Raw genomic sequence first — 26,287 nt, 5'->3', positions numbered from 1 at the left:
TGATGCAGTGATGATGGCCTGCTGCCCGCATGAGCTATCACGCGCGATGGGCAGCCAGGGAGGGTGGTGGTATCGGCTTGCGTTGTCGCGGTGTACCACCCTCTACCCATGGGGTGGTTGCCGTGGCGTCTCTGTGTCCGGTGCCCTGGGAGTTCAAGATGCTACCCGGGAGCTTTGCGTCCCGAACCTACCCAGGGTGATGGGGGGCTGCTATTTTTTGAAGATACGCGTTGCGCGCGAGCATGCGCCCCGTGACATAAACAGCGAGATGATTTTCGCGAGGGACGGGTCGTTTGACCTGTGGCGTCGTTAAAGTGCAGGCGTCTTCTTCCTTGGCTTGCTTGCCCGTTGTCTCGGCTCTCCTGGTCTAGTGAGCATCAACGGATTGATGGTGGGGACGGGGGCAATGCCGTCGAGCCAACCTTCGCGGCCCAGCGCTTTCATGACGCGACAGAAGGTCTGTAATGACGAGCCATGTCCGGATTCCAGCTTGCGAAGCGTGCGCGCACTGATACCGGCGCGCTCGGCAAGCGTGACTTGGTCGATATTGCGATGAATGCGGTAGGTTTGGAGAACCTTCCCAATGACCGCTTCCATCTCGCTGGGGGTGTAGTGCCCTGTCATTCGGAGCGCCTTGTTGGTGGTGCCTTGTAAAGCACGATGGGTAGTACCAGACGGTTGGGGCCTTCCGCAGCCGGAACCCCGGCGACACCTGAGTACAACATGCAGCCTGCATGTTTCGGTTTTCTTGTGCGGATGATTTGTGTAAGCCGCATATGTGGGGGTAGCATCGGAACGTCAGTAGCAGCAGTGGACTGATACGGCATAGCGCTATATGCGTACCGATGCTTTCCCGCAAAGCTCGTCGGCGTGTCCCCTATTTATGAGAGGGTATGACATATGCCGGGAGCTTGCCATGCTGCGTTTTTCCCTTTGTCTACAAGGACTTAATCACGTCCTTGACCGCCAGATAGTAGGCCGCCGAAAACGTTCCCGCGGCCAGCTTGGCGGACAATCCCTTCGCCGTTTCGTTGATGCCCATTCTCTCCAGAGCCCGGGCGACGGCCTTCTGCGCCAGATTTTTTTGCGCCATCAGAACGCGCAGTTCCTGGCTCACCCTCTGTTCATAGGCTTGCAGCCCTGGCGAGACTGCCTGCTTGCTCTCTCTCATCACCTGACCTCTGCGGATTGCATCCGAGGCCGACTCGTACGGCCTTCGAAATCCCATAATAAAGGGATTATTCCTATAATTAAAGGATTTCATGCGCGTTTTGGCCTCCGGTACCTATACGCCCGCTCTCATAACTTCGTCATGGAGGCAGGACATGTTGACGACGCCTGCATTCGAGCAACTATTGGACGAGCTTGGCCTACCCGACGGGGGGCGGCGACTCGCTGCGGACGCCAGGCAACATGCCCCGGTCCGTGAGGTTCAATCGCGTGGTAGCAACGTCATTACGTTGCTTGCCAGCCGCAAGATGGGGCGGGAAATTGCCACGGAAAGCCGCACGGTGGAGTACGCCGCCGCGCTGAGTCACGAGGTGGAGCCGCAGGTGCTGGAGTATTACCCCCAGCCTTGCACGCTCAAGCTTGAGCTTGTGGACCCGGAAACCGGAGAGGTCCACGCCATTGAGCACACGCCCGATTTCTTGGTAATCACACGCAGGCACGTCCTGCTGCAGGAGTGGAAGACCGAAGAAAAGCTGCTGCATCTGGCGCGCAAGTTTCCCTGGCGCTACCAGAAGGAAGGCGAGCGGTGGCGCAGCCATCAAATCGAGCAGTCACTGGCCGAGATGGGCATCGCCTATGAGGTCCACAGCGGCGCCGAGATTCCGAAGAATCGCACCAAGAACTGGGAAATCCTCGAGGACTATTTGCATGTTGGCGCACCCGCGGCGTCTGCGACGGTCATCGCTCAGCTCAAACAGGCGCTGGCCGAGCATGCCGCTCTCAGCGTTGGGGACTTGCTGGACGCTCCGTTTCAGTTCCTGGCTGATGACATCAATACCGCCATTGTCGAAGGCCATGTGGCCTGCAACCTGGACACAGCCTTACTGAGCCAGCCACACGATTTCATGCTGTACCGGGATGAGACGTTGATGCGCTTTCAGCAGGCCTGCTCAGTGACATCTTCCCGGCCCGCTCATGAACTGGATTTCTCGCTCAACCTGCGGCCAGGGGCACAGTTCCAGTACGAAGGACAAGTGCTGGAAGTGTCGCTGCTCGGTGAGCGCGATGTCATCCTTCGGGTTATCGACGAAGAGAAAAACATGACGGTAGCCAAAGACTGGCTGCTGACCGCTTTCGAGCAAGGCTTGCTGACGGCCAATCAGGCTGATGGGTGCCCGAGCATTGATGTTCATCCTCTGGCGCACTACAAGGCCGCCTCGCTTGAGCAGGCGCATTCCGCAGCCCGATTCCTGGCCGTGCCCTTTGATGCCAAGAGCACCCCGTTCTCAAAACGAACCTATTACCGCCTAAAGGCTCAGCAGGCACTGGCAGCCATCAACGGTGGCCATGAAGTTCTCACGTTGGCCCCGCGTCATCACGAAAAGGGCAACCGCTCGCCTCGCCTGTCTGAGGCCCAGCTTTCGGCTATGGAGCATATCCGCAAGACGGTTTACGCCACCACGCGCGCGCCCAACGGTGCAGCGGCCTTCAAGCAGCTTCGCGCGTACTGCCGAGAAGAAAACCTCTCGTGTCCCAGCTATCCGACGTTCTTGAAGCACCTGCACCAGCATGACGATGACAGGTCTCGCCGAACCCGATTCGGTAAGCGGATGACCTATCAAGGGAAGAACTTTTACTACTCACTGGCCTACGATACGCCGCGCCATGGGGTGCGGCCGTTCGAGAGCGTGCATATCGACCACACCTTGCTCGACATCGAGCTAAAGTGCCGACGCACAGGCCTGGACCTGGGCCGCCCATGGCTGACTCTGATGATTGACGCGTTCTCGCGTCGCATCATGGCTGTGCATCTCGGATTTCACCAGCCAGACCGGGGCTCCGTGTTGATGGTCCTGCGTGCATTTGTAAAGCGCTGGAATCGTCTGCCGCAGATGGTTGTCAGCGACAACGGCAAAGACTTGGTCGCAGCCGACGTCAAGCACTTCCTGACCAGCATGGGAGTGCATATCCGTCTGCGTCCTGCAGGCCAGCCGCGCGTCGGCTCTGTCATGGAACGCATATTCGGTACGCTCAATACGCAGTTGATTCACAACCTGGACGGCAATACGGAGCTGACCAAGCAGGTTCGCATGCTTTCAGGCTCCCATCTTCCCAAGCGCCTGTCGAACTGGAATCTGGAGAACCTGTACACCGTCATCGCGCACTGGGCGTTTGAATTCTATGACCAGGCGACACACCCGACGTTGGATGTGTCGCCCCGTCAGGCGTTTCAGCGTTCGGTGCGAGAAACCGGCGAGCGTGCACACCGGGCAATTCTGTTCAATCAAGACTTCATTGTTGCGACGAGCCCGTGCGTGGACCGTGGGGCGGAGCGCACCATTGACCGTCAGCGCGGCGTGAAGGTCCATAACTTCTACTACCAGTCGCCGCAGTTCGATATCTACGCACTGGCCAAGAGGAAGTGTCCTGTGCGCTACGACCCTTATGACATCTCCCACGTGTTCGTGCAGTTGCCAAACCGGGAATGGGTCGAAGCCCATTGCATGCAGCTGATGCATCTGCCGCGCATGAACGTCAAGCAGCTCGAGGCCATCAGCGCCGAATACCTGGCGACACACTCGCGTTCGGCCCAGTTCCGTAAAGAAGATATCGCGGTCGGTCCCTTCCTGGAGTTCATTGCGACCATGAAGCCGGACTCGCAAGCCCTACGCCAGGCTCAGGAAGTCGGTGAAACCGAGTTCTTGCATGAGCGGCTGGGGCTGCTTGGCAGTCGGCAGCAGGACGGACGCCCGAAGGTGTTTGGTCTGGAACCGCTGAAAGCCGTTGCGCTACGGCAGTCTGGTGGATGGGACTCGCACCCTGAGCGCGCATTACGCAAGGTCCCAAACAAAGCCAGGACTCCTACAAATCCTAAGGCCGATGACGCAACCATGTACGGGGACTTGGACTGATGAAAAGCGTCAACGAAACATCATCTAGTCCGGTTCTGGACCTACTGCAGTGCCGGATTTCGCATCCTCGTATCAACGAAGTCATTGATGAAATCGAGGCCTTCGAAAGTCTGGGGGCAAACCATATTCTGATGGTGACGGGCCCCACCGGCGTCGGTAAGACGACCTTGGCCAAATCGCTGCAAACAAAAATCCTGAAGCGCTATGCGCAGGCAATGCAAGAAAATGCAGGGCTGATGCCCGTGGTGTTGATTGAAGCCCGTGCGACATCCGAGATGGATTTCAATTGGAAGCTGTTTTATTCCGACATTCTGGAGCAACTCGAAGGCCCGGAAGGCACTCCGCCTGCGGTGGCCTACACCGTAGACCCAGTAAGCAACCGTGTCGTCCATCCTCAGGGAAATAGTAAAAACACGGCAGCGGGGCTACGAAAAAAAGTAGAGCTGGCGCTTCGTGCCAGAGGCGTAAAAGTCCTGATGATTGACGAGGGCGGGCATTTCACCAATGTGTCTGAGGCGAGAATGAAGCGCCAAACGGATGCCCTGAAAAGCCTTTCCAATTGCGCTGGCTGCCAACTCATTATGTTCGGTTCATACGACATCCTTGGGGTTAGCCGTCTATCCGCACAGTTGGCACGCCGCATCAAGGAAATTCACTTCTCTCGATACCGAGTTGATTCGCCAGACGACTGCTTGGCTTTCAATAGATTCATCCAGACTGTAGAGAAGCGCGCCAACGATTATTTCGGTGGATTGTTGGTCGAAAACTCTCGTGTCTTGCAAGCCAATACCTTGGGCTGCATCGGAACCCTAATGGACGTAATCCGAGGCTTTGCATCGCGCGCCCATGCGCAAGTCGAAGTGTCGCAAGAACTGTTGGACCGGTGCCTGCTGACCGAAGGCCAGTACGCTGTCATTTTGGAAGAGATTCGCCATGGCGAGGCGCGCTTCGAGTCGAATATTTTTCGGCCCGGGAAAACAAAGAGTGAAAAATGAGTTCTGACTTTACGCCGCGCTCCGTCTTGCACGCGCTGGCACCCATTGGGATGGGAACTGCTCAGGTCGAAAGCCTGAGCAGTTATTTTTGTCGACTGGCGAACAGCCATTCGTGTTCCAGTCTGGATTTGGCACAGTTTGTGATTGACCGCATTGCCCCGGGCCGCTGGGCCACATGTCTGGGAGTTGAGGGAAAGAGCCGGTTCTTGTGGTACGAGCGTTCTATCTCAGGCTTGGGGAGTAGCGCTCAGTTATGGGCGCAAACCTTGTCGACGCTGACCACCGTACCCTTCCTGCACCGCCTGACGCTTGCCCCACTTCAATCCGTCACTGCATCCAGGGGGATGGTCTCGAATCAGGAACGATGGTGTCCGCGTTGCTTGCAAGAGGATTTAGCGCAAGGACGGGCACCGTATTTCCGTTTGGCATGGGACGTGGGGCCAAACAAGATATGTGGGAAACATCAAATAGAGCTCATAGAGCATTGCCCTCACTGCAAGAAGAGCCGTGTCCGTCACTCAGCCAGTTACGTCGTCCCCGGTTGGTGCACCGCTTGTGGAGCATTTCTTGGTGTCAGTGATTCGCCATGTGCTGCTGTCGCTCACGAAGGTGACATCGAAAGAATCAATGAAATTGAAGATTTGCTCGCGGCAAGTTCGGGAGCGGATATTTCTGCCGATTTAGAAGCGCTTCACAAAGCCATTGAAACGTTGGCCGAGCGATTGGACAACGGAGTAGGTGCCCATTTCGCAAAACGTATCGGGGTTCGGAGATCCACGGTCCATCATTGGAAGCACAGTCGTGCGCCGCTTACCCTGGATGCGTTAATGCAAGTGTCGATGCAATGCGGTGTTCGGCTATTGGACTTGGTTCAAGGGTCTTTGGAAGGCTGGACGTCACTCGCCGTCGTGGAGGCTGACAATGATTCACGGAGTAAGTCAAACAACCATTCCGGAAAAGCGCGCCGCTTGCATGATTGGGGAGACGTTCGAGCTTACTTGCGTAAGGAGCTTGATAGCCAGGAAAGCCCCAAGAGCGTCGCCGAGATTGCGCGAAAGCTGGCTATTAACAAGCGGGCTTTATATCTCAATGCAAAACAAGAAACGCGACAGCTAGGTGCGCGCTATGTAGAACATCTTCATGAGCGGGCCGAGCAAAAGCGGGCCGAGCACCACCGGGTTCTCGAGCAGGTCTGTGAATCCATTCGTCAGAGCGGCCAGGGAATTGCGCTAAGGCTGGTAAGCAGCCTGGTCGACAAGAGGGTGCTTACTGGAACGCCGAATCTTTATAACAAGCTGTCGCGTATTGCCAGCAACACGTCTGTGTCCCGAGCATCAAGGGCATAGCCCATCCAGCTACTCGCAATAAAAAAAGGCGCTCCAATTCGGAGCGCCTTTTTTGCGGCCAAACTTTCTATTATTGCCATATTTTTTCGACAAACCAAAATTTGGCAATTCGTGAAATTAAGCATAAGAAGGCATTACTGCCAACTTATGCTTAACTCCACACTTAAGTGTTTGACAACACTAGGGTATTTGGTGGAGCCGGGGGGAATTGAACCCCCGTCCGCAAGCCCTCTGCAAACAGTTCTACATGCGTAGTCGATTTATTTGGTTTTAACTTTGGACTTAGCCAACCGACAGGCCGGACCAAAGCGATTCACGTAATTTAAATCTGAGCCGTGTGACCCCAGCGCAGACCGATTCCTTGTGAATGTCGCTGCTGCGGTTCGAGGGTTGCCCCCCTAGGAAGTTGCCTTCCTCCGCCTGACCCAAGGACAGATCAGTGCAGCGGCTCACCGCTTAAGCGGCGAGAGCGAAACGCTCGTCGTTGGCGTTTGTAGTGTTCCAGTGGTTTAACGAGCGTACTGGTGCTCGGCATGCCCTGAGTTGTTTCGCGACCCACGTCGAATCCGGATCGGCCCCAAGAACTCTATTGTACTGGTAAATGCAATAGCCTGCTGTATTGCCTGCGCCAGCGATTCCGTGCGTGGCGCGGCAGACACGGGCAGGGTTCAGGCGGCGTTCGCGCAGGCCGCCTTGGCCTGCCGGGCGGAGCGCGACACCATCATCATCGCCCCGGCCAGGGCCACGGAAATCGCCACGATGATGGCCGCGGCCCACCCCAGGGTCGCCAGCCCGTAGGTGTCGATCACATGCCCGCCCACCACGGCGCCCAGGCCGATGCCGATGTTGGCGCCGGAGATGTTCAGGGATGCGGCGAAAGCCGGCGCCTGCGGCGCGGACTTCATCAGGCGCACGTGGCACACGATGAACAGCGCCGCCTGCGCGATGCCCCACACGCCCAGTGCAACGGCAAGCAGCCCATGCGACTGCATGACGGGCGCCACGAACGCCAGGCCCGCGGCCATCAGCGAAGAAAACAGGGCGGTGGCGCCCAGCGGGCTGCGGTCCACCAGGCGGCCGCCCAAGGTGTTTCCAAGCAGGCCCACGGCGCCAAAGGCCATCATGGTCCAGCCGACGATTTCGCCGTTGAAGCCGGCCAGGCGTTCAAGCATGTCCGCCAGGTAGGTATAGGCGGTGAACATGCCCGTGAACACCAGCAGCGACAGCAGCACGTGGCTGACCACCATGGGGTCGCGCAGGATGCGCAATTGGGTCACCAGCCGCACGCTGTCGGCTCGGACGCGGGTGCTGGGGAAGGTGAACAGCAGCAACAGGGCCTTGGCGAACGCCACCACGGACAAGACCCAGAAGGCCGCGCGCCAGCCGAATGCGTCCGAGATCAGCACGCCGATGGGGATGCCGAACACGGTGGCGGCCACGATGCCGAAGGCCACCGTCGAGATCGCGCGCCCCGCGCGGGCGGGGCCGACGATCTCGACCGCCGTGGCGCTGGCCAGGGACCAGAACACCGGCAACGCCAGGGCCGGCACGAAGCGCGCGATCGCCATGATCCAGATGTTCGGCGCGACGGCGGCCAGGGCGTTGGACAGGCCGAACAGCACCAGCACGCCGATGAACAGGCGTTTGCGCTCCATGTTGGCCATCAGCGCCGTCAGCAGGGGGCCGGTCGCGGCAACCGTGAAGGCGAACAGGGTCACAAGTAGGCCGGCCTGCGAGACCGTGACGTCCAGGTCGCGGGCCAGACCGGGAAGCAGGCCGACGATCAGGAACTCGGTGGTGAGTATGGTGAAGCCGGCGGCGGATAGAAGCAGAATGGGCAAAAGCATAGGCAGTCCTCTGGCGCGATGCCGGGGGGCGTCGCGCGGTCAGGCGGTGGCAGTGAAGTAAAAAGGTCGGATGTGCGCCGCGGCAAGGAAGCGGGCACGGTGCAAGAGGGCGCAAGGCCGTCTGTGTGCGGATCTGTCGTTGCGGATGGCTGGGGCCGCAGCGCCGGCATCGGCCGGAACGCAGGCAATCGGGAAATCCCCGAATGCCATGCACGGTTGACACTTTAGGGGACTCGGTCCACGGGATAAAGCCCGCGAATCCGGAAAGATTGTTCGGCCAGAATCACTAATGAGACCGAATCACCGCTAGGGTCGGGCGGCCGATCGGCGGCCCGACGCTTGTGACCTTAACGCAGGTCGCTGGGCAGCAGCGGCTGGATGGCGGACCAGAGTTCCGCGGGGGTGCGGGCGCAGGTTTCGGCCTGCCAGGCGATGACGTCGTCGTCTTCGCCGACGTAGCCGTAGGCTGCGGCGACGGCGGGCATGCCGGCCGCGTGCGCGGCCTGGATGTCGCGCAGGTCATCGCCGACATAGACGCAGCGGTCGGTGGCGAAACCCGCTTCGCGCGCGGCATGCTGCAGGGGCAGCGGGTGCGGCTTGGCATGGGCGGTGGTGTCGCCGCAGACCAGCACGGCGCTGTCGCGCGTCAGGTCCAGGAACTCGACGATGGGCAGGGTCAGATAGGTGACCTTATTGGTGACGATACCCCACGACAGCCCCCGGCTGCGGATGTCGGCCAGCAGGTCCTCGATGCCGGGAAACAGCTTGCTGTGTACTGTGGATCCGGCGGCGTAGTCTTCCAGGAATTGCAGGCGGGTCGGTTCGTAATCCGGGTCGCCGGGCTGCAGCCCGAGCGCCACGCGCAGCAGGCCGCGGGCGCCCTGCGACGCGACGGGGCGCAGCGCCTCGTAGGGCAGGGGGTCCAGGCCGCGGCGGGTGCGCTGGCGGTTGGCCGCGGCGGCCAGGTCGGGGGCGGTGTCGGCCAGCGTGCCGTCGAAATCGAACAGAATCAGGGCGCTCATTTGCGGGTAGCCATCAGGTAGTTGACCGAAGTGTCGGCCGACAGCGTGTAGATCTGGGTGATCGGGTTGTATTCCATGCCGCGCATGCTCACGGGCTCCAGGCCGGCCCCACGGGCGGCCGCGGACAGTTCGCTGGGCTTGATGAACTGGTCGTAGGTGTGGGTGCCCCGGGGCAGGAGACGCAGCACGTATTCCGCGCCGACGATCGCGAACAGGAAGGACTTGGCGTTGCGGTTCAGCGTCGAAAAGAACACCCAGCCGTCCGGCTTGACCAGGGTGGAGCACGCCCGCACGATGGAGGCCGGATCCGGCACGTGCTCCAGCATTTCCATGCAGGTGACCACGTCGTACTGGCCGGGTTGTTCGGCAGCCAGCTCTTCCACGGGCACTTTGCGGTACTCCACCTTGACGCCCGATTCCAGGCCATGCAGGCGAGCGATCTTCAGGGATTTGTCGGCCAGGTCGATCCCGGTCACCTCGGCGCCGCTGCGGGCCATGGCTTCGGACAGGATGCCGCCGCCACAGCCGACGTCCAGCACCTTCTTGCCGGCCAGGCTGCCCGCGCACTCCTGGATCCATTCCAGCCGGAGCGGATTGATGGCGTGCAGCGGCTTGAACTCGCTTTCAGGATCCCACCAGCGGCTGGCCAGGGCGCTGAACTTGTCGATTTCAGCCTGGTCGGCGTTGACGGAGGCTTGCGCGGTATCGTGAGTTTGCGTGGTCATGGGCAGTCCAGCGTAAGGCAGCTCTATATATAGAGGGGTCCAGCGCGCAAGGCGAGGAGGAGGCTCGCCGTTGCACCAGATGGGTGCATGGCAGGCGAAAAAAAGGGCCTCGCTATGCGAGGCCCCCTTATTGTAGCTAGTCCGGCAATTACTTGCGGCTACCCACGATTTCGATCTCAACGCGACGGTTCTGGGCGCGGCCTTCCTTCGTCTTGTTGGAAGCGATCGGCTGCAGCTCGCCCTTGCCTTCCGTGTAGATACGGTTGGGGTCGATACCCAGGCTGACCAGGTAAGCCTTGACCGAAGCGGCGCGGCGCTCGGACAGCTTCTGGTTGTACTGTTCGGTACCGATCGAGTCGGTGTGGCCGACGGCGATGATGGTTTCCAGATCGATGCCGCGGGCTTGCTGAGCGACTTGCTGCAGCAGCTGACGGCCTTCGGGCTTCAGGACCGACTTGTCGAAGTCGAAGAACGTGTCAGCATTGAACACGACCTTTGCCGCCATCGGGGCCGGCTTCGCCTTCTGCTGTGCAACCGGAACGCCGTCGCAACCGGGGATGCCGGTGGCCGGGGTCCAGAAGGCATCGCGCCAGCACAGTTCGTTCGTGCCGTTCTTCCAAACGTCACCGAACGGGTTGCGCCAGTTGTCCACGGTTTGCGCGGAAGCTGCACCAGAGGCCGTGACGGCGGCGAAGGCGAGCGCCAGAGCGAATTTGGAGGGTTTGTTCATGTTTCTCCTCGTTGAGCTTGAAGCTGGATAAGTGACTCGCAGCGAACCCCCGCCGCATATCAGGAAAACGGGGCCAGTATAGCAACGCCAAGAGCTGGTTCAAAGGAATAGCTACTGGGTTTCCTGCGTGCTGGAAACAATCTTAAGGCATTTGGGGGGCTTTGGCTTCCCTGGACAGGCGCATTAATGCTGGATATGACGTTTTCGGCGCTCCTTCGGTTTCGCATGTTGGTTTTTGACAACAGGCCCGCAGGGCGCGGATGGGCGCGGCAAGGCGGCATCCGGACTTGACCGGTTTTGGCGGTCGCCGCGCGTCTTCCCGCGGCCCATCAGGCCGGTCTTCCAATCGAATGATAGAATTTCCTGTTTACCCGGCCCGGGTTCCTCCTTACACGATTCTGTCGTTATATATATGGATTCCTTTGCCAAGGAGACGCTTCCGGTATCGCTGGAAGAAGAGATGCGCCGCAGTTACCTCGATTACGCGATGAGCGTGATCGTCGGGCGGGCGCTACCGGATGTGCGGGACGGCCTCAAGCCCGTCCACCGGCGCGTGCTCTACGCGATGCACGAACTGAACAACGACTGGAACCGCGCCTACAAGAAGTCGGCGCGTATCGTCGGGGACGTCATCGGTAAGTACCACCCCCACGGCGACCAGTCCGTCTACGACACCATCGTCCGCATGGCGCAGGATTTTTCCATGCGCTACATGCTGGTCGACGGCCAGGGCAACTTCGGCTCCATCGACGGCGACAACGCCGCGGCGATGCGCTACACCGAAATCCGCCTTGCCAAGATCGCCCATGAACTCCTGGCCGACATCGACCAGGAAACGGTGGACTTCGGCCCCAACTACGACGGCAGCGAACAGGAACCGCTCCTGCTGCCGTCGCGCCTGCCCAACCTGCTGGTCAACGGCAGCTCGGGCATCGCGGTGGGCATGGCCACCAACATTCCGCCGCACAACCTCCAGGAAGTGGTCGACGGCTGCCTGTACTGCCTGCGCAATCCGGCATGCACGGTCGATGAGCTGATCGAGCTCATCCCGGCGCCCGATTTCCCCACGGGCGGCATCATCTACGGCATGTCCGGCGTGCGCGAAGGCTATCGCACCGGTCGCGGCCGCGTCATCATGCGCGCCAAGACCCACTTCGAGGACATGGAGAAGGGCAATCGCCAGGCGATCGTGATCGACGCGATTCCCTACCAGGTCAACAAGAAGACGCTGCAGGAACGCATTGCCGAGCTCGTCAACGACAAGAAGATCGAAGGCATCTCGGATATCCGGGACGAGTCCGACAAGGACGGCATGCGCCTGGTCATCGAACTCAAGCGCGGCGAGGTTCCCGAGGTTGTCCTGAACAATCTCTACAAGAACACGCAGCTGCAGGACACCTTCGGGATGAACCTGGTGGCGCTGGTCGACGGCCAGCCCCGCCTGCTCAACCTGAAGCAGATGATCGACTACTTCCTGCAGCATCGCCGGGAAGTGGTCACGCGCCGCACGGTGTTCCAGCTGCGCAAGGCCCGCGAACGCGGCCACGTGCTGGAAGGCCTGGCGGTGGCGCTGGCCAACATCGACGATTTCATCGCGATCATCAAGGCGGCGCCGACGCCTCCGGTGGCCCGCCAGGAACTGATGGCGAAGTCGTGGGATTCGTCGCTGGTGCGCGAAATGCTGTCGCGCGCCGACGGCGACACGCCGGGAGGCCGCGCGGCCTTCCGCCCGGACGACCTGAACGCCGAATTCGGCCTGCAGGGCGACGGCCTGTATCGCCTGAGCGACACCCAGGCCCAGGAAATCCTGAACATGCGCCTGCAACGCCTGACCGGGCTGGAGCAGGACAAGATCGTCGGCGAATACAAGGACATCATGTCCACGATCGCCGACCTGCTCGATATCCTGGCCCGCCCCGAGCGCATCACGTCCATCATCAGCGACGAGCTGCAGGCGATCAAGGCCGAATTCTCGACCGGCGCCAAGGATACGCGCCGTTCGGAAATCGAACTGAACGCCACCGAGCTCGACACCGAAGATCTGATCACGCCCACCGACATGGTCGTCACCCTGTCGCACGGCGGCTACATCAAGAGCCAGCCCCTGTCCGAGTACCGTTCGCAAAAGCGCGGCGGCCGCGGCAAGCAGGCGACGGCGATGAAGGAAAACGACTGGATCGACCAGTTGTTCATCGCCAATACGCACGACTTCCTGCTGTGCTTCTCCAACCGCGGCCGCGTGTACTGGCTGAAGGTCTGGGAAGTGCCGCAGGGCACGCGCAATTCCCGCGGCAAGCCGATCGTGAACATGTTCCCGCTGGCTGACGGCGAGAAGATCACGGTGGTGCTGCCGGTCAAGGAATTCAGCGAAGACCACTACGTCTTCATGGCGACGTCGCGCGGCACGGTCAAGAAGACCCCGCTGTCCGACTTCTCCAACCCGCGCAAGGCCGGCATCATCGCCGTGGACCTCGACGACGGCGATTACCTGATCGGCGCCGACCTCACCGACGGCAAGCACGACGTCATGCTGTTCTCGGACGCCGGCAAGGCCGTGCGCTTCGACGAAAACGACGTGCGTCCCATGGGCCGCAATGCCCGCGGCGTGCGCGGCATGATGCTCGAGGACACCCAGACGGTCATCGCGCTGCTGGTTGCCGGCGACGAAACGCAAACCGTGCTGACCGCCACCGAAAACGGCTACGGCAAGCGCACCCCGATCGCCGAGTACACGCGCCACGGCCGCGGCACGAAGGGCATGATCGCCATCCAGACCACCTCGCGCAACGGCAAGGTGGTGGGCGCCGTGCTTGTCATGCCGTCTGACGAAATCATGCTGATCACCACTGGCGGCGTCCTGGTGCGCACCCGCGTCGCGGAAATCCGCGAAATGGGCCGCGCGACGCAGGGCGTCACGCTCATCAACGTCGACGACGGCAGCACGCTGTCGGGCGTGCGCCGCGTCGTCGAAAGCGATGCGGACGATGACGGCGAACTGGACGAAGACGGCCAGGAAGCCAGCGGCGACGACAGCACTGACGCAGCGGATTCGACCGAACCTACGGAGCAATAATGGCCCGCCCCTGGAACTTCTCGGCAGGCCCCTCGGCCTTGCCCGAGGTGGTGCTGCAGCAAGCCGCTGCGGAAATGTTGGACTGGCACGGCAGCGGCATGTCCGTGATGGAAATGAGCCATCGCGGCAAGCACTTCGTGCAGATCTGCGATGAAGCCGAATCCGATCTGCGCGAACTGCTGGGCCTGCCGGCGGACTACGCCGTCATGTTCATGCAGGGCGGCGGTTCCGGGGAAAACGCCATCGTCCCCATGAATCTCATGGGACGCCGCGGCGCGCCGGCCGCGGACTTCGTCGTGACGGGCCATTGGTCCAAGCGTTCGTACAAGGAAGCCGGCCGCTACGGCAGCACGCATGTGGCGGCCAGCAGCGAGCAGGCTGCCGTGCTCGACGGGCGCGAGCAGGCGCCGCTGACCTGGGTGCCGCCGGTGGAAACCTGGCAGGTGCGCAAGGAATCGGCCTACCTGCACCTGTGCAGCAATGAAACCATCGGCGGCGTCGAGTTCATGGACTGGCCCGACACCGCCGCGCTGGGTGCGCCCGATGTGCCGCTGGTCGTCGACGCCTCCTCGCATTTCCTGTCGCGTCCGATGGACGTGACGCGCTGCGGCATGATGTATGCCGGCGCGCAGAAGAACGCCGGCCCCGCCGGCGTGACCATGGTCATCGCGCGTCGCGACCTGATCGGCCAGGCATTGCCGATCTGCCCGTCCGCCTTCGACTACGCCAACGTCGCCGCCGAGCATTCGCGCTACAACACGCCGCCCACCTTCGCGATCTACATCGCGGGGCTCGTGTTCAAGTGGGTGAAGGCGCATGGCGGCGTGGCCGGCATGGAAGCGGCCAACAAGGCCAAGGCCGACCTGCTGTACGGCTACCTGGACGGCTCGGGCTTCTATCGCAATCCTATCCACGCACCCGTGCGCTCGCGCATGAACGTGCCGTTCGTGCTGCGCGACGAGTCGCTCAACGACGCCTTTCTGCAAGGCGCCGAGGCGGCCGGCCTGACCCAGCTGAAGGGCCACAAGAGCGTGGGCGGCATGCGTGCCTCCATCTACAACGCCGTGCCCCTGGAAGGGGTGGCGGCGTTGGTCGAGTACCTGAAGGAATTCGAGCGCCGCCATGGATGACGAGCTGCAGCGCAAGCTGCTCCCCTTGCGTAAGCGCATCGACGACCTGGATGCGCAAATCCTCGATCTCCTGTCGCAGCGCGCCCGCGCCGCGCTGGAAGTGGGCGAGGCCAAGCACGCTGCTCATGCGGACGGCCCGGTGCTGCGCCCCGAGCGCGAAGCCGAAGTGATCCGCCGCCTGCAGCAGATCAATCCGGGCCCGTTCCCGAACGCCGGCGTGGCATCGGTCTGGACCGAGATCATCTCGGCCTGCCGCGGCCTGGAGCGCGGCATGACGGTCGCGTTCCTGGGGCCGCAAGGCTCGTTCTCGGAACAGGCCGCGTTGGAGCATTTCGGCCACGCGGTGCAAAAACTGCCCTGCGCGTCGTTCGACGAAGTCTTTCGCGCCGTCGAGGCCGGCCAGGCCGATGTGGGCATGGTGCCCGTGGAAAATTCCACCGAAGGCGCCGTCAACCGCAGCCTGGATCTCCTGCTCAATACGCCGGTCAAGATCCTGGGCGAACGGTCGCTGGTCATCCGCCACTGCCTGATGTCGCAGTCGGGCAGCATGGACGGCATCAAGACCATTTCCGCGCATCCGCAGGCGCTGGCCCAGTGCCAGGGCTGGCTGACGCGCAACTATCCCGACATCGAGCGCGTGGCCGCGTCCAGCAATTCCGAGGCGGCGCGCGCCGCAGCGGGCGATCCCAGCATCGCGGCGATCGCCGGCGAAGTGGCGGCGCCCGCCTGGAACCTGCAGATCGTCGCCGCCGGCATCCAGGACGACCCTCACAACCGCACGCGCTTCCTGGCCATTGGCAACATCGAGCCCCTGGTCAGCGGCAAGGACAAGACCAGCCTGATCCTGGCCGTCCCGAATCGCGCCGGCGCTGTCTATGAAATGCTGGCGCCGCTGGCCGCCAACGGCGTGTCGATGACGCGCTTCGAATCGCGGCCCGCGCGTACCGGCCAGTGGGAATACTATTTCTACGTCGACGTCCTGGGTCACCGCAACGACCCGAACGTCGAACGCGCCCTGGCGGCCCTGCAGGCGCAGGTTGCCTACCTGAAAGTGCTGGGCTCCTATCCGGCGCAGTGACACCTCTCACACCATGACCAACGCATCCAAGCCCCTCGTTGCCCCCGCGCACGTCAGCGCCATCGCGCCGTACCAGGCGGGCAAGCCGATCGAAGAACTGGCCCGCGAATTCGGGCTGGATCCGGCCACCATCGTCAAGCTGGCCTCCAATGAAAACCCGCTGGGCATGCCCAAGTCGGCGCGCGCGGCCATGCTGGCCGCCGCCGAATCGCTGGCGCGCTATCCCGATCCCAACGGCTTCGACCTGAAGGCGGCCCTGGCCGAACGCTACGGCGTGCCGATGAACTGGATCACGCTGGGCAACGGCTCCAACGACATCCTGGAAATCGCCGCGCTGGCGCTGCTGGAACAGGGAACGTCGGCGGTGTATGCGCAGCACTCGTTCGCCGTTTACCGCCTGGCCACCCAGGCGCGCGGCGCGCGCCACATCGTGGTGCCGGCGGTTGAATACGGCCACGACCTGGATGCGATGTTCGACGCGATCGCCGACGACACGCGGCTGGTGTTCATCGCCAACCCGAACAACCCGACCGGCACCTTCGTCCCGGGCGACAAGGTTGCCGAGTTCCTGGAACGCGTGCATGCCGCGCACGGCGACCGCGTCACCGTCGTGCTCGACGAGGCCTACAACGAATACCTCGATCCGGAATTCCGCTTCGACAGCACGGCGCTGGCGCGCCGCTATCCGAACCTGATCGTCTCGCGCACCTTTTCCAAGGCCTATGGCCTGGCCGGCCTGCGCGTGGGCTTCTCGGTGGCGCAGCCGGGCCTGACCGATCTGCTCAACCGCGTTCGCCAGCCGTTCAACGTCAACACGCTGGCACAGGCCGCCGCCATCGCCGCCCTGGGCGACGCCGCCTACCTCGAGGAAGCGTACGCGTCCAACAAGGCCGGCAAGGCGCAGCTTTGCGCCGCATTCGACCGCCTGAAGCTGCGTTACGTGCCCAGCTACGGCAACTTCGTGCTGGTGCACGTGGGCGACGCGCCGCGCATCAACCTCGAATTGCTCAAGCGCGGCGTCATCGTGCGCCCCGTGGCGGGCGACGGCCTGCCCGAGTGGCTGCGTGTCTCCATCGGCCTGCCGCAAGAAAACGACCGATTCATCGACGCCCTGACCGCCATCCTGTCCGAATGAACGACGCGTTACCTTCTTCCGAACAGGGGGCCGCTGGCCCCCTGATTCCTGTATTGGCGGTTGTGGGCGTCGGCTTGATCGGTGGTTCGGTTGCCGCGGCATTGAGGCAGGCGGGGCAGGTGGGCCGCGTGCTCGGCGTGGGTCGCAATGCGCAGTCGCTGGCGCGTGCCGTCGAATTGGGTCTGATCGACGAGGCCGTCACGGCCGAAGAGGCCGCCGCCCGGGCGGATCTGGTTCTGCTGGCCACCCCGGTGGGCGGCCTGAAGGACGTGTTGGCGCAAATGCTGCCGCACCTTTCCGACGGCGTGGTGCTGACCGACGCAGGCAGCACGAAAGCCGAGGTGGTCGAGGCCGCGCGCGCCGCGTTGGGCGACCGTATCGGGCAGTTCGTGCCGGGCCATCCCATTGCCGGCGCGGAGCGCACCGGCCCGGAGGCCGCCGACGCCGGCTTGTATCGCAAGCGCATGGTCATCCTCACGCCCTTGCCGGAAAACAGCGCCGCATCCCGGGATCTGGTGCGTCGCGCCTGGCAGGCCTGCGGCGCCGACGTCATCGACATGGATGCCGACGCGCATGATCGTGTGCTGGCGTCGGTCAGCCATCTGCCGCACCTGCTGTCGGCGGTCTACATGGAACAGGTGGCCACCGCCGCCGACGCCGATACCCGGCTGACGCTGGCGGGCAGCGGCTTTCGCGATTTCACCCGCATTGCCGCCGGTTCGCCGGAAATGTGGCGGGATATCTTTTTGTCCAACCGTGATGCGATGCTGGCCGAACTGGCCGGCGTGCGCCACGTGCTGGACCGTGCCGAGCGCGCCCTCGCCACCGGCGATGGCGACGCTCTGCTGACGCAGCAGGTCACGGCCGCGCGCGCGCGCCGCAACTGGCGCAAGGAGTAGCTGACATGGGCGCTTTGCCTTACCTGGACCTGCCGCGCGTGCGGCGCGCGCAGGGCGTGATGGCCCTGCCGGGTTCCAAGAGCATTTCCAACCGCGTGCTGCTGCTGTCGGCGATCGCCGAAGGCAGTACGGCCATCACCGGCCTGCTGGATTCCGACGATACGCGCGTCATGCTGGCCGCCTTGCGCCAGCTAGGCGTGCAGGTGTCCGAGCTGGACGCGGGCCGCGTCACGGTGCAGGGCGTGCGCCGCTTCCCGGTGGAAAGCGCTGACCTGTTCATGGGCAACGCCGGCACCGCGATTCGCCCGCTGACCGCCGCCCTGGCTCTGATGGGCGGCGACTATCGCCTGTCTGGTGTGCCGCGCATGCATGAGCGTCCCATCGGCGACCTGGTCGACGCCCTGAACGCGCTGGGCGCACGCATCGATTACCTGGGCCAGCCGGGCTACCCGCCGCTGCACATCGGCCGCGGCGAGATCGCCGACGATGCGGTGACGCGCGTCCAGGGTTCGGTATCCAGCCAGTTCCTGACGGCCTTGCTGCTGGCCGCACCGCTGCAGGCGGGCGCGAGCGGCAAGCCCGTGACCATCGAGGTCGTCGGCGAGCTGATTTCCAAGCCTTACATCGAGATCACGCTGAACCTGATGGCGCGCTTCGGCGTGCAGGTGCGGCGCGACGGCTGGAGCCGCTTCGTGATCGACGCGGGCGCGGCCTATCGCAGCCCCGGCCAGATCGCGGTGGAAGGGGATGCCTCGACGGCGTCCTACTTCCTGGCGCTGGGCGCGATCGGCGGCGGTCCCATGCGAGTGACCGGCGTGGGCGCCGACAGCATCCAGGGCGATGTCGCCTTCGCCGGCACGCTGGCCGACATGGGCGCGCAAGTGACCTACGGTCCCGATTGGATCGAAGTCTCCGGCGTGCGGGTGGCCGAAGGTGGGCGCCTCAAGGCGTTCGACACGGATTTCAACCTGATCCCCGACGCGGCCATGACGGCCGCCGCACTCGCCCTGTACGCGGACGGCCCCTGCCGGCTGCGCAATATCGGCAGTTGGCGCGTGAAGGAAACCGATCGCATCCATGCCATGCAGACCGAACTTGAAAAGCTGGGTGCGCAAGTGGAATCGGGGCCGGATTGGCTGCGCGTGACGCCGCCTGCCCAGGACCAGTGGCGCGACGCGCAGATCGGCACCTGGGACGACCACCGGATGGCGATGTGCTTTTCGCTCGCGGCCTTCGGGCCCGCAGCGGTGCGGATTCTCGATCCGGGCTGCGTCAGCAAGACGTTCCCGGGTTATTTTGATGTCTATGCCGGCCTCGTGTCGGCCTAGCGCTGTATTTTTTCCATGACTCAGACTGCTACGACTTCTTCCCAGGCTCCGGTCATCACGATCGACGGCCCCACTGCGTCCGGCAAGGGCACCGTGGCCCACCGCGTGGCCAAGGCGCTGGGCTGGGCGGTGCTGGACAGCGGCGCGCTGTACCGCCTGACCGCCCTGGCCGCCATCCGGCGCGGCGTGGCGGCCGGCGACGAGGCGGGCGTCGCCCGCGTCGCCGAGACGCTGGATGTCGGTTTCGAGGGGCCGCACGTCTACCTGGAAGGCGCCGATGTCGGCCATGACATCCGCCGCGAGGAAGTCGGCAATTTCGCGTCCCAGGTGGCCGCGTTTCCTGGCGTGCGCCAGGCGCTGCTCGAGCGCCAGCGCGCGTTCCGGCTGCCTCCCGGGCTGGTGGCGGACGGGCGCGACATGGGCACCGTGGTGTTCCCCGACGCGTCCCTGAAAGTGTTCCTGGTGGCCGACGTGGTCGCGCGGGCGGAGAGGCGGCGTAAGCAGTTGATCGAAAAGGGAATTTCTGCTAATCTAGATGACCTTCTGCGAGACATGCGCGAGCGAGACGCCCGCGATACCGGCCGCGCCACCGCGCCGCTGGCTCCCGCAGCAGACGCACACGTGCTGGATTCGTCGGATCTGACGATTGCAGAGACGGTGCAGGCAATATTGGATTTCTGGCAAAAGGCGCAGGCCGGGACTTGATTTCCGGCCCCAGGCTTGGGGGCCCAGGGTTTGACCCCAAATTTTGGCCCCAGCCCGAATCCAGCGGAGCGCTGCTCCACCGGCTTTTTTTGATTTAGGCCCTGCTCAAGCTTGGCGACACCCCCACGGGCCACCCCGCAAGGGTAAACCGGCAAGCAGGTATTTTGACTCCACTGTGGCGGGCAATCCGCTGCGGTGTGTTCTTAACGGCCATTTCGGCCCAATGGATTTCAACCCCATGTCTTCCGTTTCCACTACCGCCACCGGCGGCGAAAGCTTCGCCGACCTTTTCGCACAAAGCCTCAAGAGCCAGGACATGAAGTCCGGCGAGGTCATCAGCGCCGAAGTCGTGCGCGTCGACCACAATTTCGTCGTCGTCAACGCCGGCCTGAAGTCCGAAGCGCTGATCCCCCTGGAAGAGTTCCTGAACGACCAGGGCGAGCTCGAAGTGCAACCCGGCGATTTCGTCTCGGTGGCCATCGATTCCCTGGAAAACGGCTACGGCGACACCATCCTGTCGCGTGACCGCGCCAAGCGCCTGTCGGCCTGGCTGCAGCTGGAAAAGGCCCTGGAGAACGGCGAACTGGTTACCGGCACCATCACCGGCAAGGTGAAGGGCGGCCTGACCGTCATGACCAACGGCATCCGCGCGTTCCTGCCGGGTTCGCTGGTCGACCTGCGTCCGGTCAAGGACACCACCCCGTACGAAGGCAAGACCCTCGAATTCAAGGTCATCAAGCTCGACCGCAAGCGCAACAACGTTGTGCTGTCGCGTCGCCAGGTGCTGGAAGCCAGCATGGGCGAAGAGCGTCAGAAGCTGCTCGAAACCCTGCACGAAGGTGCCGTGGTCAAGGGCGTGGTCAAGAACATCACCGACTACGGCGCGTTCGTTGACCTGGGCGGTATCGACGGCCTGCTGCACATCACCGACATGGCCTGGCGCCGTGTGCGTCACCCCTCCGAAGTCCTGCAAGTGGGTCAGGAAGTCGAAGCCAAGGTGCTCAAGTTCGACCAGGAAAAGAGCCGCGTCTCCCTGGGCGTCAAGCAGCTGGGCGAAGATCCGTGGGTGGGCCTGGCTCGCCGCTACCCGCAAGGCACCCGCCTGTTCGGCAAGGTCACGAACCTGACCGACTACGGCGCGTTCGTTGAAGTCGAAGCCGGCATCGAAGGCCTGGTCCACGTGTCCGAAATGGACTGGACCAACAAGAACGTCGACCCGCGCAAGGTTGTCACCCTGGGCGAAGAAGTCGAAGTCATGGTCCTGGAAATCGACGAAGACCGTCGTCGCATTTCGCTGGGCATGAAGCAGTGCCGTCAGAACCCGTGGGAAGAGTTCGCCACGAACTTCAAGCGCGGCGACAAGGTCCGCGGCGCCATCAAGTCGATCACCGACTTCGGCGTGTTCGTCGGCCTGCCTGGCGGCATCGACGGCCTGGTTCACCTGTCCGACCTGTCGTGGACGGAAGCTGGCGAAGAAGCCGTGCGCAACTTCAAGAAGGGCGACGAGATCGAAGCCGTGGTTCTGGGCATCGATACCGACAAGGAACGCATCTCGCTGGGCATCAAGCAGCTGGAAGGCGACCCCTTCAACAACTTCGTCGCGACGTTTGACAAGGGCGCGGTCGTTCCGGGCACCATCAAGTCCGTCGAAGCCAAGGGCGCCGTCGTCACGCTGTCCGTGGACGTTGAAGGCTACCTGCGCGCTTCCGAGATTTCCTCGGGCCGCGTTGAAGACGCCACCACCGTTCTGACCGCCGGCGAAAACATCGAAGCCATGATCGTCAACATCGACCGCAAGACGCGCTCGATCCAGCTGTCGATCAAGGCCCGCGACAACGCCGAAACCGCCGACACGATCCAGCGCATGTCTGACGCCAGCGCTTCGTCCGGCACCACCAACCTCGGCGCGCTGCTGAAGGCCAAGCTGGACCAACAGCGCAACGACGGTTAATTCGTGACCAAGTCGGAGCTGATCGCCGCCTTGGCGGCCCGCTATCCTCAGCTGGCCGCCCGCGACACCGATTACGCGGTCAAGACCGTGCTGGATGCAATGACCCAGGCCCTGGCCTCGGGTCAGCGCATCGAGATCCGCGGTTTTGGCAGCTTCTCGCTGTCGCAGCGGTCTCCCCGTGTCGGGCGCAATCCCAAATCCGGCGAGCAGGTGCTGGTGCCTGGTAAACAGGTACCTCACTTCAAGGCGGGCAAGGAATTGCGCGAGCGGGTGGACTTGGTCGGCGGCAATGACGAGGACGCTCAATCCTCCGGATCGAGCGAGTCGATGCCGTCTTCCATGGCAGGTTTGCACGCCATGCATTGACGCGTCGGCCAGGCAGGGCTGCCTTCGGGCAGATCGGACCGCGAACAGGGCCCCTTGAGAAATCAAGGGGCTTTGTTTTTCCGCCTCGCCTTTCCATCGGCTCCGGCACTGTGAGCCCCGGCAGCGCGCGTCGCCGGGCATTTTTTTCTCTGCGGACAGAGAGGTCGCTTACAATTGACAGTCTCGAATCATCTGGAGCATGCGCCATGCGCTATCTAGTCTGGGCCCTGCGATTGCTCGTGTTTGTTGCGGTGTTGATGTTCGCCTTGAAGAACACCGATCCCGTCGCGGTGAAGTTCTACGCCGACTACGTCGTGCAGGACGTTCCCCTGATTGTCGTCATGCTGGTGGTGTTTGTGCTGGGCGCCCTGTTCGGCCTGCTGCTTACCGTGCCCGCCGCGTTGCGCCGCCGCCGTGAGGCAATCCGCCTGCGCCGCGAGCTGGATCGTATCCAGGCCGCGGTCAGCGGCAATCCGCCGGTCGTGCCGCCGGAGGCCGTCGCTCCCATGTCGCCGCTGTGACATTGCCTGGCCGCCCCTTTTTTTTCGCACCGAATTACCGCATGAGTCCGAATAGTGGATTTTGAACCTTGGTGGTTGATTTTCGTGCCGGTGCTGTTCGCGCTGGGCTGGCTGGCCGCGCGCTTCGACATCCGGCAAATGTTGCGGGAAACCCGCAGCCTGCCTGACTCCTATTTCCGCGGGTTGAATTTCCTGCTCAACGAGGAACCGGACCGCGCCATCGACGCCTTCGTCGAGGTCGCCAAGCTGGATCCCGAAACCACCGAGCTGCACTTTGCGCTGGGCAGCCTGTTCCGCCGCCGCGGCGAAATGGAGCGCGCCATCCGCGTGCATCAGAGCCTGCTGAACCGCTCCGACCTGCCTGCCGCCGAGCGCGAGCATGCGCAGCACGAACTGGCGCAGGACTTCCTGAAAGCCGGGATGCTGGACCGGGCCGAAAGCGGCTTCGAGCAGCTCAAGGACACGCGCTACGCCTTGCCGGCGTTGCGCTCCCTGATCCGCATCTTTGAATCGGAACACGACTGGCCGCGAGCCATCGAGGCCGTGAAGACGCTGCAGGGCCTGGTCGACGAGCCCGTTCCGCAGATCGTGCACTACTACTGCGAACAGGCGCAGTCCGCCCTGACCGCCAAGCCCGCCGACGTCGAGGCCGCCCATAAAGCGCTGGACGCCGCGGATCACGCCCTGGCGACCACCGACGCCGCATCCAGCAAGGGCGCCAAGGTGCGCACCGCCATGCTGCGCGCGCGCCTGGCACTGCTTGAACAGGACCCCAAGCGCGAAAGGCTGTACCTGGAATCGGTCATGACCGATGTCCCGGAATATTCGGGCCTGGTGGCCGAACAGCTGCTGGCCAACTATCGCGGCGCCAACCAGGCGCAGGCCGGCCTCGAGTTCCTGCAGAAGCAATACGCCCGCCATGCCTCGCTGGACCTCTTCAATGCGGTGTTCCGCGAGCTTCGCGTGCAGCAGGGCGCCGCGACGGCCTGGGCCTTTGCCCGCGGCGCGTTGCGCAGCCATCCTTCGCTGCTGGGCCTGGACAGGCTGCTCGAGGCCGAACTGGCCAATGGCGAGGGCGATTCGGACCACGGCCCCGTGCCCGGCGCCGATCTGACCCTGCTGCGCAGCCTGATCCACAAGCATACGCAACGGCTCGATCGCTACGCATGCCGCAGTTGCGGTTTTCAAGCGCGTCGCTTTTACTGGCAATGTCCCGGCTGCAACGCCTGGGAAACCTATGCGCCGCGCCGTCTGGAAGAACTTGAATGAACTCTTTTCCCGCCGAAGCCATTTCGCGTAGCCGTGTGCTCGTGGTTGGCGACGTGATGCTGGACCGCTACTGGTTCGGCGAAGTGGAGCGCATCTCGCCCGAGGCGCCGGTGCCCGTCGTGCGCGTTGCACGCCGCGAGGACCGCCTGGGCGGCGCCGCCAACGTGGCGCGCAACGTGGCGGCCCTGGGCGGCCACGTCACCCTGGTCGGCGTGCTGGGCGAGGACGAAGCCGGCGACAGCGTCAGGCGCCTGGCCACCGAAGCCGGCATCCAGGGCGACCTGATCGCCGACGATGCCCTGCACACCACGCTGAAAATGCGCGTGCTGGGGCGCCAGCAGCAGTTGCTGCGGGTCGACTTCGAACAGCATCCGTCGCAGGCCTCGCTGGACAGTGTCGATGCCGCGCTGGCCCGCCATTTGGCCAACCACGACATCGTCGTGCTGTCGGACTACGCCAAGGGCGTGCTGACCCGCGTGGAGTCGCTCATCGCGCTGGCGCGCGGCGCCGGCATCCCGGTGCTGGTGGACCCCAAGGGCGATGACTATTCCCGCTATCGCGGCGCGACGCTCGTCACGCCCAATCGTTCGGAAATGCAGCAGGCGGTGGGCCGCTGGAATTCCGAAGCCGAATTGACCGATCGGGCGCAGCGTTTGCGCGCCGACCTGGACCTCGAAGCCTTGCTCGTGACGCGTTCCGAGCAGGGCATGACTTTGTTTACCGATGCGGGACGCGACCACACCGACGCCCAGGCGCACGAGGTGTTCGACGTGTCCGGCGCGGGCGACACCGTGCTGGCTACGCTGGCGGTCGGACGCGCCATCGGCTTGCCGTGGGCCGAGGCCATGGGCTGGGCCAACAAGGCCGGCGGCATCGCCGTGGGCAAGCTGGGCACGTCCGTCGTCACCGCAGCGGAATTGGCAGGAGAATCCTCATGATCGTCGTTACCGGAGCCGCGGGCTTCATAGGCAGCAACCTGGTGCGCGGACTCAATCGCCGCGGCATCGAGGACATCATCGCGGTCGATGACCTGACCGAGGGCGACAAGTTCGTCAACCTGGTCGACTGCAAGATCGCCGACTACATGGACAAGGACGACTTCCGCCGGCGCGTCGCCGACGGCAGCCTGCCCGAGGTGCGCGCCGTGCTGCACCAGGGCGCGTGCTCGGACACGACCGAGCGCAACGGCCGCTACATGCTCGACAACAACTACCGCGTCACGCTGGAGCTGTTCGAGTTTTGCCAGGCGCGCCGGATTCCGTTCCTGTATGCGTCGTCCGCGGCGGTGTACGGCGGTTCGTCGATCTACGTCGAGCACCCCGACAACGAAGGCCCGCTGAACGTCTACGGCTACTCCAAGCTCCTGTTCGACCAGGTGCTGCGCAAGCGCATGGACAGCCTGACGGCACAGGTGGTGGGCCTGCGCTATTTCAATGTCTATGGCCAGCACGAGCAGCACAAAGGCCGCATGGCCTCGGTGGCGTTCCACAACATGAACCAGTTCCTTGAGCATGGCCATGTGCGCCTGTTCGCGGGCTGGGACGGCTATGTCGATGGCGGCCAGAGCCGCGACTTCATTTCCGTCGAGGACGTGGTCGCGGTCAACCTGCATTTCCTGGACCATCCCGAGCAGTCCGGGATTTTCAACTGCGGCACGGGCAGGGCGCAGCCCTTCAACGATGTGGCGGCCGCGGTGGTCAACGCCCTGCGCGCCGAGCGCGGCGAGGCCGAGCTGACGCTGGCCCAACTGACGGAGCTGGATCTCATCCGCTACATCCCGTTCCCGGACGATCTGAAGGGCCGTTACCAGAGCTACACGCAGGCGGATGTCACCCAGCTGCGGGCGGCGGGCTTCACGGCGCCCATGCGCGACGTGCAGACCGGCGTAACCGAGTACGTGCGGTACTGGCGCGCCCGCAAGTAATCCGCCGAGTCCCCCGAAAAAGCCACCGTCTTCCGGTGGCTTTTTCTTGCCCGCGTGATTGCCGGGGTGGATGCTTTGGTTCACAGCGCGGCCGCATGGGGCGGCGCGCCACGATGATGAGGACGTGGCGCGACAACCGTCACGCCCGATCCACTCTGGAG

General features: G+C 63.3%; 22 protein-coding genes and 1 other RNA gene. 16 read left to right on the top strand and 7 right to left on the bottom strand.

Annotated elements, in window-relative coordinates; translation table 11 throughout:
- Positions 1 to 309 precede the first annotated feature (309 nt).
- A complete protein-coding gene (locus ABE485_RS22470) occupies positions 310 to 624 on the bottom strand; it encodes a helix-turn-helix domain-containing protein (protein ID WP_346517470.1) in 315 nt (104 codons plus the stop codon).
- 313 nt (positions 625 to 937) lie between these two features.
- A complete protein-coding gene (locus tag ABE485_RS22465) occupies positions 938 to 1,117 on the bottom strand; it encodes a DUF6471 domain-containing protein (protein ID WP_346517469.1) in 180 nt (59 codons plus the stop codon).
- Between the two features lie 208 nt (positions 1,118 to 1,325).
- Between ABE485_RS22465 and ABE485_RS22460 the strand changes: the two genes are divergently transcribed.
- The 3 genes from ABE485_RS22460 to ABE485_RS22450 are packed head-to-tail and all read left to right on the top strand — an operon-like array spanning position 1,326 to position 6,423.
- Entirely contained in the window at positions 1,326 to 4,082 is a 2,757-nt protein-coding gene (locus ABE485_RS22460; RefSeq protein WP_346517468.1) for a DDE-type integrase/transposase/recombinase, read from the top strand.
- The gene (locus ABE485_RS22455; RefSeq protein ID WP_346517467.1) at positions 4,082 to 5,077 is read left to right on the top strand and encodes a TniB family NTP-binding protein; all 996 of its coding nucleotides are present in this window, start codon (positions 4,082 to 4,084) and stop codon (positions 5,075 to 5,077) included. Before ABE485_RS22460 ends, ABE485_RS22455 begins: the two co-directional genes overlap by 1 nt.
- Entirely contained in the window at positions 5,074 to 6,423 is a 1,350-nt protein-coding gene (locus ABE485_RS22450; protein WP_346517466.1) for a TniQ family protein, read from the top strand. Before ABE485_RS22455 ends, ABE485_RS22450 begins: the two co-directional genes overlap by 4 nt.
- A gap of 190 nt (positions 6,424 to 6,613) precedes the next feature.
- Here ABE485_RS22450 and ssrA read toward each other — a convergent pair.
- The 5 genes from ssrA to ompA form a co-directional block, all read right to left on the bottom strand.
- Positions 6,614 to 7,002, bottom strand: a transfer-messenger RNA (tmRNA) gene (gene ssrA, locus ABE485_RS22445).
- 89 nt (positions 7,003 to 7,091) lie between these two features.
- Positions 7,092 to 8,270 carry an MFS transporter gene (locus tag ABE485_RS22440; RefSeq protein WP_346517465.1) on the bottom strand — a complete coding sequence of 393 codons (1,179 nt, stop codon included), beginning with the start codon at positions 8,268 to 8,270 and terminating at the stop codon, positions 7,092 to 7,094.
- A 347-nt stretch (positions 8,271 to 8,617) separates the two neighbouring features.
- Positions 8,618 to 9,292 carry an HAD-IA family hydrolase gene (locus ABE485_RS22435; RefSeq protein ID WP_346517464.1) on the bottom strand — a complete coding sequence of 225 codons (675 nt, stop codon included), beginning with the start codon at positions 9,290 to 9,292 and terminating at the stop codon, positions 8,618 to 8,620.
- Positions 9,289 to 10,017, bottom strand: coding sequence for a bifunctional 2-polyprenyl-6-hydroxyphenol methylase/3-demethylubiquinol 3-O-methyltransferase UbiG (ubiG, locus tag ABE485_RS22430; protein ID WP_346517463.1), 729 nt, complete (start codon positions 10,015 to 10,017; stop codon positions 9,289 to 9,291). The genes ABE485_RS22435 and ubiG overlap by 4 nt, the downstream gene beginning before the upstream one ends.
- 148 nt (positions 10,018 to 10,165) lie before the next feature.
- A complete protein-coding gene (gene ompA, locus ABE485_RS22425) occupies positions 10,166 to 10,747 on the bottom strand; it encodes an outer membrane protein OmpA (RefSeq protein WP_008164014.1) in 582 nt (193 codons plus the stop codon).
- A gap of 412 nt (positions 10,748 to 11,159) precedes the next feature.
- Here ompA and gyrA point away from each other — a divergent pair, with 412 nt between their 5' ends.
- The 13 genes from gyrA to rfaD all read left to right on the top strand — a co-directional run bounded on the left by gyrA (position 11,160) and on the right by rfaD (position 26,126).
- Entirely contained in the window at positions 11,160 to 13,820 is a 2,661-nt protein-coding gene (gene gyrA / locus ABE485_RS22420; protein ID WP_346517462.1) for a DNA gyrase subunit A, read from the top strand.
- Positions 13,820 to 14,950 carry a 3-phosphoserine/phosphohydroxythreonine transaminase gene (gene serC / locus ABE485_RS22415; RefSeq protein ID WP_346517461.1) on the top strand — a complete coding sequence of 377 codons (1,131 nt, stop codon included), beginning with the start codon at positions 13,820 to 13,822 and terminating at the stop codon, positions 14,948 to 14,950. Before gyrA ends, serC begins: the two co-directional genes overlap by 1 nt.
- Positions 14,943 to 16,028, top strand: coding sequence for a prephenate dehydratase (gene pheA, locus ABE485_RS22410; RefSeq protein ID WP_346517460.1), 1,086 nt, complete (start codon positions 14,943 to 14,945; stop codon positions 16,026 to 16,028). Before serC ends, pheA begins: the two co-directional genes overlap by 8 nt.
- Before the next feature lie 13 nt (positions 16,029 to 16,041).
- Positions 16,042 to 17,163: a histidinol-phosphate transaminase gene (gene hisC, locus ABE485_RS22405; RefSeq protein WP_346517459.1), complete on the top strand. Its 1,122-nt coding sequence runs from the start codon at positions 16,042 to 16,044 to the stop codon at positions 17,161 to 17,163.
- Positions 17,160 to 18,062, top strand: coding sequence for a prephenate dehydrogenase (locus tag ABE485_RS22400; RefSeq protein ID WP_346517458.1), 903 nt, complete (start codon positions 17,160 to 17,162; stop codon positions 18,060 to 18,062). The genes hisC and ABE485_RS22400 overlap by 4 nt, the downstream gene beginning before the upstream one ends.
- Before the next feature lie 5 nt (positions 18,063 to 18,067).
- Positions 18,068 to 19,390 (top strand): 3-phosphoshikimate 1-carboxyvinyltransferase, encoded by a 1,323-nt coding sequence (gene aroA / locus ABE485_RS22395; protein WP_346517457.1) that lies wholly within the window; start codon positions 18,068 to 18,070, stop codon positions 19,388 to 19,390.
- 15 nt (positions 19,391 to 19,405) lie between these two features.
- Positions 19,406 to 20,095: a (d)CMP kinase gene (gene cmk / locus ABE485_RS22390; protein WP_346517456.1), complete on the top strand. Its 690-nt coding sequence runs from the start codon at positions 19,406 to 19,408 to the stop codon at positions 20,093 to 20,095.
- A gap of 238 nt (positions 20,096 to 20,333) precedes the next feature.
- Complete coding sequence (gene rpsA / locus ABE485_RS22385; protein WP_008164031.1) at positions 20,334 to 22,046, top strand: 30S ribosomal protein S1; 1,713 nt, start codon at positions 20,334 to 20,336, stop codon at positions 22,044 to 22,046.
- A gap of 3 nt (positions 22,047 to 22,049) precedes the next feature.
- Positions 22,050 to 22,412 carry an integration host factor subunit beta gene (locus ABE485_RS22380; protein ID WP_008164033.1) on the top strand — a complete coding sequence of 121 codons (363 nt, stop codon included), beginning with the start codon at positions 22,050 to 22,052 and terminating at the stop codon, positions 22,410 to 22,412.
- Positions 22,413 to 22,618: 206 nt separating this feature from the next.
- A complete protein-coding gene (locus ABE485_RS22375; RefSeq protein ID WP_346517455.1) occupies positions 22,619 to 22,933 on the top strand; it encodes a LapA family protein in 315 nt (104 codons plus the stop codon).
- 54 nt (positions 22,934 to 22,987) lie between these two features.
- Positions 22,988 to 24,202 carry a lipopolysaccharide assembly protein LapB gene (lapB, locus tag ABE485_RS22370; RefSeq protein WP_346517454.1) on the top strand — a complete coding sequence of 405 codons (1,215 nt, stop codon included), beginning with the start codon at positions 22,988 to 22,990 and terminating at the stop codon, positions 24,200 to 24,202.
- Positions 24,199 to 25,140 carry a D-glycero-beta-D-manno-heptose-7-phosphate kinase gene (rfaE1, locus tag ABE485_RS22365; RefSeq protein ID WP_346517453.1) on the top strand — a complete coding sequence of 314 codons (942 nt, stop codon included), beginning with the start codon at positions 24,199 to 24,201 and terminating at the stop codon, positions 25,138 to 25,140. Before lapB ends, rfaE1 begins: the two co-directional genes overlap by 4 nt.
- Positions 25,137 to 26,126: an ADP-glyceromanno-heptose 6-epimerase gene (rfaD, locus tag ABE485_RS22360; protein WP_346517452.1), complete on the top strand. Its 990-nt coding sequence runs from the start codon at positions 25,137 to 25,139 to the stop codon at positions 26,124 to 26,126. The genes rfaE1 and rfaD overlap by 4 nt, the downstream gene beginning before the upstream one ends.
- The last annotated feature ends 161 nt before the right edge of the window (positions 26,127 to 26,287 follow it).

The sequence above is a fragment of the Achromobacter spanius genome, assembly GCF_039673305.1.
Taxonomy (GTDB): Bacteria; Pseudomonadota; Gammaproteobacteria; order Burkholderiales; family Burkholderiaceae_B; genus Achromobacter; species Achromobacter spanius_F.
This window is presented reverse-complemented; position numbering and strand designations above follow the sequence as displayed.